The organism is Ligilactobacillus salitolerans, from assembly GCF_003864415.1.
Taxonomy (GTDB): Bacteria; Bacillota; Bacilli; order Lactobacillales; family Lactobacillaceae; genus Ligilactobacillus; species Ligilactobacillus salitolerans.
On record NZ_BFFP01000004.1, the window covers coordinates 91,362 to 103,182 of the forward strand.

General features: G+C 43.9%; 13 protein-coding genes. 2 read left to right on the forward strand and 11 right to left on the reverse strand.

All coding sequences use genetic code 11. The features are described from left to right. Positions 1-11: 11 nt before the first annotated feature. The 10 genes from atpA to LFYK43_RS02285 form a co-directional block, all read right to left on the reverse strand. Complete coding sequence (gene atpA, locus LFYK43_RS02240) at positions 12-1,523, reverse strand: F0F1 ATP synthase subunit alpha (RefSeq protein ID WP_124975002.1); 1,512 nt, start codon at positions 1,521-1,523, stop codon at positions 12-14. 20 nt (positions 1,524-1,543) lie between these two features. Continuing rightward, positions 1,544-2,086, reverse strand: coding sequence for a F0F1 ATP synthase subunit delta (locus LFYK43_RS02245; RefSeq protein WP_124975004.1), 543 nt, complete (start codon positions 2,084-2,086; stop codon positions 1,544-1,546). Further along, positions 2,087-2,596, reverse strand: coding sequence for a F0F1 ATP synthase subunit B (atpF, locus tag LFYK43_RS02250; RefSeq protein WP_124975006.1), 510 nt, complete (start codon positions 2,594-2,596; stop codon positions 2,087-2,089). It lies immediately after the preceding gene. A gap of 49 nt (positions 2,597-2,645) precedes the next feature. Next, positions 2,646-2,876, reverse strand: coding sequence for a F0F1 ATP synthase subunit C (gene atpE / locus LFYK43_RS02255; protein ID WP_124975008.1), 231 nt, complete (start codon positions 2,874-2,876; stop codon positions 2,646-2,648). A 30-nt stretch (positions 2,877-2,906) separates the two neighbouring features. Then, on the reverse strand, positions 2,907-3,617 hold the full coding sequence (gene atpB, locus LFYK43_RS02260; protein ID WP_124975009.1) for a F0F1 ATP synthase subunit A: 711 nt from the start codon (positions 3,615-3,617) through the stop codon (positions 2,907-2,909). Positions 3,618-3,902: 285 nt separating this feature from the next. Continuing rightward, positions 3,903-4,532 (reverse strand): uracil phosphoribosyltransferase, encoded by a 630-nt coding sequence (gene upp / locus LFYK43_RS02265; RefSeq protein ID WP_124975011.1) that lies wholly within the window; start codon positions 4,530-4,532, stop codon positions 3,903-3,905. Between the two features lie 85 nt (positions 4,533-4,617). Next, positions 4,618-5,646, reverse strand: coding sequence for an L-threonylcarbamoyladenylate synthase (locus LFYK43_RS02270; RefSeq protein WP_124975013.1), 1,029 nt, complete (start codon positions 5,644-5,646; stop codon positions 4,618-4,620). 17 nt (positions 5,647-5,663) lie between these two features. After that, positions 5,664-6,506, reverse strand: a complete 843-nt coding sequence (gene prmC, locus LFYK43_RS02275; protein ID WP_124975015.1) for a peptide chain release factor N(5)-glutamine methyltransferase — start codon at positions 6,504-6,506, stop codon at positions 5,664-5,666. Beyond that, a complete protein-coding gene (prfA, locus tag LFYK43_RS02280; RefSeq protein ID WP_124975017.1) occupies positions 6,499-7,581 on the reverse strand; it encodes a peptide chain release factor 1 in 1,083 nt (360 codons plus the stop codon). Before prfA ends, prmC begins: the two co-directional genes overlap by 8 nt. Before the next feature lie 55 nt (positions 7,582-7,636). Then, positions 7,637-8,215, reverse strand: a complete 579-nt coding sequence (locus LFYK43_RS02285) for a thymidine kinase (RefSeq protein ID WP_124975018.1) — start codon at positions 8,213-8,215, stop codon at positions 7,637-7,639. 333 nt (positions 8,216-8,548) lie between these two features. Between LFYK43_RS02285 and LFYK43_RS02290 the strand changes: the two genes are divergently transcribed. Both LFYK43_RS02290 and LFYK43_RS02295 read left to right on the forward strand, forming a co-directional pair. Further along, entirely contained in the window at positions 8,549-9,898 is a 1,350-nt protein-coding gene (locus LFYK43_RS02290; RefSeq protein WP_124975019.1) for a Mur ligase family protein, read from the forward strand. Then, a complete protein-coding gene (locus LFYK43_RS02295) occupies positions 9,898-10,602 on the forward strand; it encodes a type 1 glutamine amidotransferase (RefSeq protein ID WP_124975020.1) in 705 nt (234 codons plus the stop codon). The genes LFYK43_RS02290 and LFYK43_RS02295 overlap by 1 nt, the downstream gene beginning before the upstream one ends. A gap of 48 nt (positions 10,603-10,650) precedes the next feature. Here LFYK43_RS02295 and manA read toward each other — a convergent pair whose 3' ends face one another. Further along, positions 10,651-11,616 carry a mannose-6-phosphate isomerase, class I gene (gene manA / locus LFYK43_RS02300; protein ID WP_124975021.1) on the reverse strand — a complete coding sequence of 322 codons (966 nt, stop codon included), beginning with the start codon at positions 11,614-11,616 and terminating at the stop codon, positions 10,651-10,653. Between the last annotated feature and the right edge of the window lie 205 nt (positions 11,617-11,821).

Sequence of the window (11,821 nt, forward strand, 5' to 3'; positions counted from 1 at the left end):
CACCGCCCTTTCTATTCTTTACTTGCTTGGAAATTCTCCGCAAATTCTTTGATAGCTGCATCCAACTTATCAGTATCAGGCAACTGCCCTGACTTGGCAATATCGGATAAAAGCTCAGGTTGATTATTGTCAACGTAAGCAAACAGCTCATCTTGATAACGTAAGATGTCATCGACTAAAACAGAATCCAGGAAGCCATGAGTCAAAGCATACAGGATCAAAACTTGTTTTTCAACAGGTAATGGCTGATGCAATGGCTGTTTTAAGACTTCGATCGTTCTGCGGCCACGATTTAATTTGGCTTGGGTTGCTTCGTCTAGATCGGAACCAAATTGAGCAAATGACTCCAACTCACGGTAAGAAGCCAGGTCCAAACGGAGTGTACCAGCAACCTTCTTCATGGCTTTGATCTGTGCGTCACCGCCGACACGAGAAACAGAAGTCCCGGCATCGATCGCTGGCCGAACACCTGAATAGAAGTTATCACTATCCAAGAAGATCTGCCCATCGGTGATGGAAATTACGTTAGTCGGGATATAAGCAGAAACATCGCCCGCTTTAGTTTCAATAAATGGTAATGCGGTCATTGAACCGCCGCCCAGTTCATCACTTAACTTAGCTGCGCGTTCAAGCAAACGTGAATGCAAGTAGAAGACATCACCAGGATAAGCTTCACGACCAGGCGGACGTCTCAAGATCAAGGAAAGCTCACGGTAAGCATCCGCCTGCTTTGAAAGATCATCGTACACTACCAAAACGTGTTTGCCATTGTACATAAACTCTTCACCCATTGCCGCACCGGCATAAGGTGCCAGCCATAACAATGGTGCTGGTGAAGACGGTCCAGCTGAGACAACGATCGTATACTCCATTGCCCCAAGCTTTCTCAATGTTTCAACCTGTGTTCTAACTGTTGATTCCTTTTGCCCAATAGCAACGTAAACACAGATCATGTTTTGATCCTTTTGGTTCAAGATCGTATCGATCGCAACTGAAGTTTTACCAGTCTTGCGGTCACCGATCACCAATTCACGCTGACCACGACCAATTGGTACCAAGGCATCGATCGCCTTTAAACCAGTTTGTAATGGTTCAAAAACTGATTGACGCTCCATAACGCCAGGAGCCTTCTTTTCGATCGGACGAGTTTTATTGGTCTTGATCTCGCCCTGTCCATCGATTGCCTGACCAAGCGGGTTAACGACCCGACCGATCATTTCTTCTCCAACTGGAACTTCCATGATCCGGCCGGTCCGCTTCACCGTATCGCCTTCACGAATGTTCTTAAAAGAACCTAAAATAACGATACCGACATCATTGGACTCCAAGTTTTGGGCCATTCCGTAGGTCCCATCTGAAAACTCAAGCAACTCGCCAGCTAAAGCATTTTCCAAACCATTTGCTCTAGCAATACCGTCACCAACATAAGTAACTGTCCCAATTTCATCAACTGTCAGTTCATCTTGATAATTTGCTAACTGTTGTTTGATCAGAGCACTGATTTCCTCAGCCTTAATGCTCATAAAAGTCTCACCTCTTTAAATCAATTTAATAACAGACGTTTGATGTTGTCTATTTTGGACTTGACCGAGCCATCATAGATATTATCCTTCGAACGTAAAATCACGCCGCCAATAATTTTCTTGTCTACGACCGGCTCAAGGACAACTTTATTAGCACCTACAACTTGAGCAAATTTAGCTGAGAGCTTTGTTTTTTGATCGTCATCCAATTCGATTGCTGTCGTAACTTTTACTCGAACGGTCCCATTTTTTTCGTCATATAATCTGTTAAACTCATCTATAATTTCGGATACATTTTGTAACCTTTGGTAGTCGGACAGCATTTGTAATAAATTGCTGACCAACTCTGAAGCACTTGCCTGCAAACTTGCAAGCAGTTCTTTTTTAGCTTCCGCGGTGATTTGCGGGCTCGTAAAAAAGACGAGCAATTCGGGCTGCTGCTCGATCACCGTTTTTAGCTCAGCAAGTTCCGTTGCGATTTGGGGAGTTGCCTCTTGTGACTCAGCAACATCGAACAGCGCCTGACCGTAACGGCTTGCCACTTGAGCATTACTGAGCGCCATTTATTTCCCCAACCCTTCAATATACTTATCTATTAAAACCTTTTGATCGTCCGCTGATAATTCTTTGCTGATGATCTTTTCAGCAATTTCAATAGACAATTTGGCAACGTCGTTTTTGACACCTGCAAGAACTTCCTGTTTTTGCCGTGAAATGTCTTGTTGAGCATTGTTTTTCAGGGTAGCTGCATCATCGTTTGCCTTTTGCATGATCGTAGAACGCTGCTGTTCCGCATTTTCTTTGGCACGGTTGACGATTTGGTTTGCTTCAACATGAGAATTACTCAAAGCATCCTCGCGCTCTTTAGCCAATTTTTCAGCTTTTAAACGCGCACCTTCAGCGGAATCAAGATCATTTGAGATCTTATCAGCACGTTTTTGCAACATATTTTGAATCGGGTTCCAGGCAAAGTGACCTACTAAAGCCATTAAAACAACGAACAAAACCAAGTAGAAGATAAAGTCTCCCCAAGCAACCTGTTGTGCTGCCCCCAGCAGAAACGTTGAATTCATCTATTGACACCTCCTCTATTAGCTGAATAAATTAAGCCTTTCCTATAATTTATTTAGCGTACAATAAGAAGGCAATAACAACGGCGATGATCGGAACAGCTTCGATCAAACCAACACCAATAAACATGTTTGTTCTGAATTGTCCTGATAATTCTGGTTGGCGAGCGGATGCTTCCAACATTTTAGAAATAACTAACCCGTTACCAACACCAGTACCGATCGCAGCTAAACCTGCAGCGATCCCAGCACCTAATAAAGCTAAACCTGCACCAAGAGACATAATTGAATTCCTCCTTAAATTTGGGTGTTACTATTCTTTAACAATTTTTTTAGAAACATAAACCATTGTTAACGTTACAAAAACGTATGCTTGAATTGCCCCGATAAAGACTGAAAAGCCTTGCCAGATCATTTCAAGCGGTACTGAACTAATGAATCCTAACCAACCAGCTTTTGACATGGAACTAATCGTTGTTAGTAAAACTTCACCGGCATAAATGTTACCGTATAGACGAAGAGCCAGCGTTAGAAAATTCGTAAACTCTTCCAGCAGCTCGATTGGAAACAACGCTGGCATTGGGCTGAAGAATGAGTTCTTCACGTAGCCTTTAAAGCCAAACCTTGCGACACCGCAGAAATGTGCAAGCACCATCACCAGCAAAGCCAACGACAGAGTCGTTAACGGTGAGGCGGTTGGACTTTTAACATAGGTAACGCCGCCAGCATTAAACTGGAACATCAGTCCCAGCATGTTGGACATGAACACTAAAATGAAAAGCGTAAAGGCAAAAAGCTGATATTTTTTCCCTTCTTCATCTTGGACGTTTGCTTTCACAATATTATTAGTAAAATCAATCAACCATTCCAAAGCGTTCTGTTTTCCTTTGGGCTTGAGTTCAATTTTTCTTGAAAACCAAAACACAAGGATAAAGATGATCGCAGCAGCAATCAAACCAGAGAGACAGTTTCCTACGTTAAAAGGGATGCCCAAAAGTGTAATAACTTTTGTTCCTTCATTCACCAAGTCTCACCTCTTTTCAATTGTAATCACTACGGCTGAACTTTTACGGTAGAACCATAAGGTCGATTCAAATAGAGTATCTTTGAATACAAATGAAATCATACCACCATTCACCATTAAAAATAAAGCATTTATTGAATTTATTTTCTGAAAACCAGCAGCCTATTTTCAAAAATTGTTAAAGCTGCAATTTTTCACAAAGTTGGGCACAACTTATTTTATGAACGACCATTTGGGCATAACAGCCGGACAATGTTCTAACTAAACATTGCTCCGGCTGTTTTATTATTTTGTTCCAAAAAGACGATCGCCTGCGTCGCCTAAACCTGGAACGATATAACCATCTTCGTTTAAGTGATCATCCAGGGATGCTGCATACACATCAATATCAGGATGCTTTTCTCGGAGTGCTTTAACACCTTCTGGCGCAGCAACTAAACAAACAAACTTGATGGTTTTCGCACCGCGTTTTTTCAAGGCATCGACCGCCATGATCGCTGAACCGCCAGTAGCAAGCATTGGATCAACAATGATCATCTCACGACTCCCCAGATCCTCAGGCATTTTGACGAAGTATTCATGCGGCTGCAGAGTCTCCTCATCGCGGTACATCCCAATATGACCGACCTTAGCTGCAGGAATCAACTCTAAGATCCCATCGACCATTCCCAATCCTGCACGCAAGATCGGCACAATCACCACTTTTTTACCGGCTAATTGTTTTTCAGTCGCTACAGCAACAGGAGTCTTAACTTCAACGTCTTCTAAAGGCATGTCGCGTGAAACTTCATATGCCATTAGTTCAGCAATTTCATTGACAACTTGACGAAATTCCCGTGTTCCGCAATTCTCGTTCCGAATGATTGTTAATTTATGCTGAATCAACGGATGATCCAAAATCTCAAATTTTCCCATTAGTTCTTACACTCCTTTAGTTTTCTGTTTCCTATTTTAATCGAATTTGCCCAGAATAACCAGACCAAAGCGCGCTCGGTCACAATTAATCAATTTTCGCCTTAAAAAACTGGTCTCCTGCTGCCTTTTTCAACCGGTTCATGTAGGCAGCACCCAGCCCCTCTTCCTTAAAAGAACAGGCTAAGATCCAGTTGACAGGTTCATCATTATCAAAATGACGCAAACCATCAAATAGCCGGTGAGTCGCTGAGGTTAGGTCTGCGCCCATATCGTATGTCACGACATTGCCAGGAATTTGGCTGTTTTCTAAGGTCGTAGATAAAGCCATCATTGCAACCTTTTCTTTTTGATTTGCGGCCCACTCTAAGGCTTGCGGCCAATCCTTGTCGGCAACGATCAGGACCTGAGCTGCAGGGGCATAATGTTTATATTTCATGCCTGGGGCTTTGGGTGTTTCTTTTGCCCCAACTTTATGCTGATCTGATAGGACCTTAACACCCAGAGTATCTTCCAGTTCGTTCAAAGTCACACCGCCCGGCCGTAAGATTGCCGGAGAATCTATACTCAGATCCACGATCGTAGATTCCACCCCAACCTTAGTCGGTCCGTCATCCAAGATCCCGGCGATCTTGCCTTCCATATCATGGAAAACATGCTGCGCCGTGGTTGGACTTGGTTTACCGGAAGAATTAGCCGATGGCCCCACAATTGGGACACCAGCTAATTCGATCATTTTTCTCGTTACTTCGTTTTCCGGCATTCGAAAGGCGGCAGTCTCCAAACCGCCGGTTACAGCTGACGACAAGGAGCCTGGCTTAATTTTAAAGACCAGCGTTAACGGCCCTGGCCAGAAATCATTGATCAGCTTCTGGCCGTACGATCCAAAATCTTCTATATATTCGGCTGCCATTTCTGGCGACGAAACTGTGACAATCAATGGATTATCTGAAGGCCGTCCCTTTGCCAAATACACCCTTTTAACTGCCTGTTCATTGGTAGCATCAGCCCCTAGACCATAGACCGTTTCTGTTGGGAAAGCAACTAGTTCACCTAGCTTGATTTCAGCAGCGGCTTGATCAACTTCGGTATTTGCATAGATTTTTGTGATCATCATGATTTCATTCTTCCTTTCTATTCAAAAATAACGCGGACCATTCGCTCGTTATCATACATGTCTGTCTTCAAGGTCACTTCCGCACTGGGAAACTTGTGCTCAAAAATGCCGGTCACAGAAGCACCCTGGTGGTAACCGATCTCTAAATACAGTTTTGCTCCGGGGTGAACATAACTAAGAATATTTTCACTGAGCTTACGATACATGGCCAGCCCTTTTTCAGCCGCAAATAAAGCTAAGTGCGGTTCATGTTCAATTACACTTTGATCCATGACCGGTGCCTCTGTGCGGGCAATATAGGGGGGATTGCAAACGATGATATCGTAATTGTTATCCGGCAAAGGCGCTAGCATATCCCCTTGACAGAACTCGACTGGCAGATGCAGCAATTCTGCATTTGTCTGTGCAACAGACAAAGCTTTGTCTGAAATATCAGTTAATGTGACCTGCCATTCAGGACGTTCACTCTTCAGGGCTAAGCCGATCGCCCCGCTGCCAGTTCCAATATCAGCAACTTTTTGTGCTCGCTGGCCGTTGTCTTCCAAAATCCAATCGACTAACTCTTCAGTTTCCGTCCTTGGGATCAAGACATCCGGAGTGACCTTGAGCCGCATCCCATAAAATGAAGCCTGACCTAGCAAATACTGCGGTGGCCAGCCCTGGCAGTACAGTTCAACATTGGTGCGAAAATTTTGCCAGTGCTCCACTGGCATTTCATCGCGCAAATGCACCAGCAGCTCGGTCGTCGAATAGCCCATCTCGCCACATAAAAGCAGATCAACTGCCGCTTTTTCCAAACGATATTTTTTTACATAAGAAAAAGCCCATTTCTGAGCTTCAAAAAAAGAGTAATTACTCATTTTCCAAATTCTCCAAGGCTTTTGTTTGATCGTACAGGACCAAAGCATCGATCACTTGCTCCAATTCGCCGTTCATGATGCGATCAAGCTTGTTGAGCGAGAGACCGATCCTATGATCAGTTACCCGGTTTTGCGGATAATTATAAGTCCGGATCCGTTCAGAACGGTCCCCGGTCCCTACCGCGGATTTTCTATTCTCATCATATTCATTTTGTTCTTTGGAAGCATAGTAATCATAAACCCGCGCTTGGAGGATCTTCATCGCTTTTTCACGGTTTTGCTGCTGGGAACGCTGGTCTTGCATGGCAACTACGATCCCTGTTGGCAAATGAGTCATTCGCACAGCAGAGGAAGTCTTATTGATATGCTGTCCACCGGCACCGGAGGAACGATAAACATCGACCCGAATATCTTTAGGATCTAAGTTGATCTCAACATCTTCTTCTTCCGGCATCACGACTACTGTCGCAGTCGAAGTGTGCACTCTGCCCGCTGACTCAGTTGAAGGGACCCGTTGTACTCGGTGTGCGCCGCTTTCGTATTTTAATTTAGAAAAGACACTCTTACCGTTGATCAGAAGTGCGATTTCTTTAAAACCGCCAACTTCAGTCACGTTTTTATCCAGGACTTCGATTGTCCAGCCTTGTTTTTCAGCGTACTTGCTGTACATCGTAAAAAGATCAGCAGCGAAAAGGCTGGCTTCGTCACCGCCGGCTGCCCCGCGAATTTCCATGATGATGTTTTTGTCGTCATTTGGGTCCTTGGGCAGCAACAAGATCTTAATTTCTTCTTCCAAATCTGCTCGTTGTTTTTTGGCATCGGCTAATTCTTCTTTGACCATCGCTGCCATCTCATCGTCAAGACCGGAACGTAACATCTCGTCATCATCTTCGATCGTCCCCTGGACTTCTTTTAACTGACGAAATTTTTCCACCGTTTCGCGCAAGTCGCCCATCTCTTTGGACAGCTTGGTAAAACGCTGGGTATCTGCGATCACATCTGGATCAGACAGCAATTCGGCTAGCTCGCCGTAGCGGTCCTCTAAAACCTGTAATCTCTCAAAAATTTTATCCATCTTTTACTCCTTAATTTCTTGTTTTTATAACTGACCGACAAGGCTGAACAGATGATCAGTCAGTCGCCTTGGGCGGATCAAAGTAATGTTTGCGGCAGACCGGATAGTACTGTTCATTGCCGCCGATCAAGATCTGTTCGCCAGCATAGACTGGCTGACCATCATTAAAGCGCAGGTTCATAACTGCCTTTTTATTGCAGAACCAGCAAATTGTTTTCATCTCTTCGATCTTGTCTGCATACAATAATAGGTACTTGGATCCTTCAAACAGTTCATTTCTAAAATCATTTTTCAAGCCAAAAGTCATCACAGGAATATTTAGCTGATCGACAATTTTAGTCAGCTCCAGAACATGGTGCTTTTGCAAAAACTGGGCTTCATCAACTAAAAGGCAGGCAATGTCTTCGTTTCCCGCTTGGACTAGGCTCAAAATATCAGTTTCGGCAAAAATCGGGACCGCAGTTCTTTTTAATCCGACCCGACTTGCAATATAGCCGACTCCTTCACGATCATCCAGACCGCTAGTACAAATTAAAACCTTTTTATGTTGTTCTTCATAATTATGTGCAACTTTGAGGATCTCGATCGATTTGCCGCTATTCATTGCGCCATAGCGAAAAAATAACTGTGCCACTTAATTTCACTCTCCCTAAAAAAGCATCATTTTTTAGTATATACGATTTTCCCGTAAATTTCATCTTTAGCAGCCGATTTAATTTGTAGAAAGACAATCAAGCTGGCAAAATTAAATTGCTAGTTTGTCTGTTCAGCTATATTTGCAAAAAGACTGCCTGATAGTTCAAAATCACATTACGGCAACTCCATTTGTGGTAAGATATCATATGATTGTTTAATTTACCCGACCACCCAAAAGCCATTAATTTTTTGGCTAGTTGACTACAAATCAATCTCGCAGGCGGTTGGAATAATAAAAGACTTTAACTCTGAAAGTGGAGGAAAAAAATCAATGACTCTCAAAAGTTCACTCGCAATCACAGCGGGGAAATCTTCTTACTGGTTTTTGCATAATTTTATGCACGGCGGGACCTCGCTGCCTGGTAAAATCACCCTAGCGATCGATCCTGATGTCTTAAAACAGCTAGCTTCTGATTATGAGATCATACTGATCACTGGGACCAACGGAAAGACACTGACCACCGCTTTGACTGTCAAGACCTTAAAAGCAAAGTACCCGCAAGTACTGACGAACCCCAGCGGTTCCAATATGAAACAAGGGATCGTAACCGCCTTTTTGACTAACAAAAAAGCTGCCACCGGTAAAAAAATTGCTATTTTGGAAACCGATGAAGCCAATGTGCCTATAATTTCCGCCTATGTAACTCCAACTGCCTTTGTTTTGACCAATCTCTTTCGTGATCAAATGGATCGTTACGGTGAAATTTATACGACCTATGACAAAATACTGAAGGGCATTAAACTCCACCCTCACGCAACCGTGATCGCTAACGGAGATGCGCCGATCTTTAACAGTAAAAATCTGCCCAATCCCATGATTTACTATGGCTTCAACCAGCAGGCAGATCAAGAACAACTCGCTCCAGCCAACACCGACGGCTTATTGTGCCCGAAATGCCAGCACATCCTACACTTTAAAAATAGGATCTACAGCAACCTCGGTAAATACTATTGTCCGCACTGCGGTTTTAAGCGGCCAGAGTTAAAAACACAGGTCACCTCTGTCCAGAAATTAACTCCACAGTCTTCAACCTTTGAGATCGACGATCACCAAATCACCCTGCACATTGGCGGAACTTACAATATCTATAATGCTTTAGCAGCATACACGATCGGCCAATTTTTGCAAGTTGAACCTGAGCGGATGACCCAAGCATTAAGCGACCCAGACAGTAAGGTCTTTGGCAGGCAAGAAGTGATCCAAGTGCAGGACAAGGAAGTTACATTGATTTTAGTTAAAAATCCGGTCGGGCTCGACCAGGTTTTGCAAATGATCAAGAACGACACCCAGCCATTTTCACTAGCAGTGTTGCTAAACGCAAATTATGCCGATGGGATCGATACTAGCTGGATCTGGGACGGAAATTTCGAAGACCTGCCCTTCGCAAGGATCCCGGCGGTTTTGACTGGTGGTGAGCGCTATCAAGACATTACCTTTAGGTTAAGAGTTGCTGGCGTCCCCGAAGAAAATTTCGAGCAGCAAGCTGACTTGCCAACTGTGTTAGAAAAAATCAAAACCATGCCGACTAAACATGTCTATGTTTTAGCGACATATACCGCGGTCTTGCAACTGCGCAAAATGCTTGCACAGCAAGGTTATATTGAAGGAGGAATGAATTAATGAAATACTCATTGAAATTAGCCCACTTATATGGCGACCTCTTAAATACCTACGGTGACATCGGCAATATCTTGACTTTACAATATTACGCTAAGCAAATGAATGTGGAACTGACCGCTGATGTGGTCTCCTTAGAAACACCTTTTGATGCTCAAAAATATGATCTCTTCTTCTTTGGCGGCGGTCAGGATTATGAACAGATGATCGTATCGCAAGATATTCAGCAAAAAAAAGCTGCCTTAACCAATTTCATTGAGGATGGCGGTCCTGGGCTGGCGATTTGCGGCGGTTTTCAGCTGCTGGGCAAGTACTATATCGGTGCTGCTGGGCAAAGGATCGATGGGATCGCTGCTTTGCCCCACTATACTAATAGTCAGGATAACAATCGTTTCATCGGGGATATCACGATCAAAAACTCAGCCTCCGGCCAGACCTATCACGGCTTTGAAAATCATAATGGCGTTACCTACTTAGGCGAAAACGAAGAGCCATTAGGAAAAGTCATTTCTGGGCATGGCAACAATGGTGAGGATGGCGGAGAAGGTGCAATTTATAACAACGTCTTCTGCTCATATTTTCATGGACCGATCTTAGCCCGCAATGGCGAGTTAGCCAAAAAATTGCTTTTACTCGCCTTAAAGCGCAAATATCCGACTGCCGACCTTTCTGAGCAAGAAAAACTCAAGATCAAACCAACTTATTAATAGAAATGCGCGTTCCGCTGAAATAAGGGAACGCGCATTTTTTATTTATTAGGCATCTTTGCCAGGTTCAGAAGCAATTATCGATAAATCGCCCTTTAACTGCCACTTTTTAACGGCGTACGGCAGAATAAAGTGGACTCCTTTTTCGATCTGATAAGTTTGACCGTCCACGACGAGCTGGCCTTCTCCATCCAAGACAGACACTAAAGTATATGGTGCTTCCTGTCGTTCAAAGTCAGCTGCCCCACCGGCTAGGTCCCAGCGATAAACTGCAAAGAACTTAGTGGATACGAAACGCGTAACCTGCGCATCACCCACTTGGTATTCCTTTTGCTCGATCTCAGGTTCTTTAAACGGAACATTGGTACAATCGATCGATTGTTTGAGATGCAGTTCCCGTTTCTGCCCTGTCTTTTGGTCGACCCGGTCAAAATCATACAAGCGATAGGTCGTATCGCTGCTCTGTTGGGTCTCTAAAACCATGATCCCCTTACCGATCGCATGGATCGTACCGCTTGGAACATACAAGAAATCGCCTGGCTTGACCGGCACGTGACGGAACAATTTCTGCCACTGCTTCTTTTCGATCATGTCAGCTAATTCTTCCTTAGTCTGAGCATGGTGACCATAAATCATTTCAGCACCAGGATCAGCCGCAAGAACATACCAGCACTCAGTCTTGCCCAATTCGCCTTCATGTTCCTTGGCATAGGCATCATCAGGATGAACTTGAACAGAAAGATCCTCTTTGGCATCCAAGATCTTGGTCAGCAGAGGGAAAACATCACCTGCAGCATTCCCAAATAACTGCCGTTCTTCTTGCCATAACTGCATCAAATTTTTACCTTGATATGGTCCATTGATCACAGTTGCTGGACCATGGCTATGTCCCGAAATTGCCCAGCATTCGCCAGTATGATCACTCGGAATGTCATAACCATAAACGCTCTTTAAGCGCGAGCCGCCCCAGATTTTTTCTTGAAAATAAGGTTTTAAAAACAATGGTTCCGTCACATTGATCCGCTCCTTTATTAGTTCACCTCTAATTTTAACCGCCCAAGCCATAATTGACAACTAGCGGGAAGTTTTTGTTCAAAATCGGGTAGGAGATAGTTCACACTATCGACCTCCCACACCACCGTACGTACGGAACCGTATACGGCGGTTCAACAACTTAAGCTTTTGCTTGAATTGACTGATACAACTGGGACATGTTTAA

Bases quoted from the DNA above. Each gene is read 5' to 3' on its own strand.
- LFYK43_RS02290 (WP_124975019.1), top strand. From the start codon at position 8,549: ATGACTCTCAAAAGTTCACTCGCAATCACAGCGGGGAAATCTTCTTAC.
- LFYK43_RS02295 (WP_124975020.1), top strand. From the start codon at position 9,898: ATGAAATACTCATTGAAATTAGCCCACTTATATGGCGACCTCTTAAAT.
- prmC (WP_124975015.1), bottom strand. From the start codon at position 6,506: ATGAGTAATTACTCTTTTTTTGAAGCTCAGAAATGGGCTTTTTCTTAT.
- upp (WP_124975011.1), bottom strand. From the start codon at position 4,532: ATGGGAAAATTTGAGATTTTGGATCATCCGTTGATTCAGCATAAATTA.
- LFYK43_RS02245 (WP_124975004.1), bottom strand. From the start codon at position 2,086: ATGGCGCTCAGTAATGCTCAAGTGGCAAGCCGTTACGGTCAGGCGCTG.
- prfA (WP_124975017.1), bottom strand. From the start codon at position 7,581: ATGGATAAAATTTTTGAGAGATTACAGGTTTTAGAGGACCGCTACGGC.
- atpE (WP_124975008.1), bottom strand. From the start codon at position 2,876: ATGTCTCTTGGTGCAGGTTTAGCTTTATTAGGTGCTGGGATCGCTGCA.
- atpF (WP_124975006.1), bottom strand. From the start codon at position 2,596: ATGAATTCAACGTTTCTGCTGGGGGCAGCACAACAGGTTGCTTGGGGA.
- LFYK43_RS02270 (WP_124975013.1), bottom strand. From the start codon at position 5,646: ATGATGATCACAAAAATCTATGCAAATACCGAAGTTGATCAAGCCGCT.
- atpA (WP_124975002.1), bottom strand. From the start codon at position 1,523: ATGAGCATTAAGGCTGAGGAAATCAGTGCTCTGATCAAACAACAGTTA.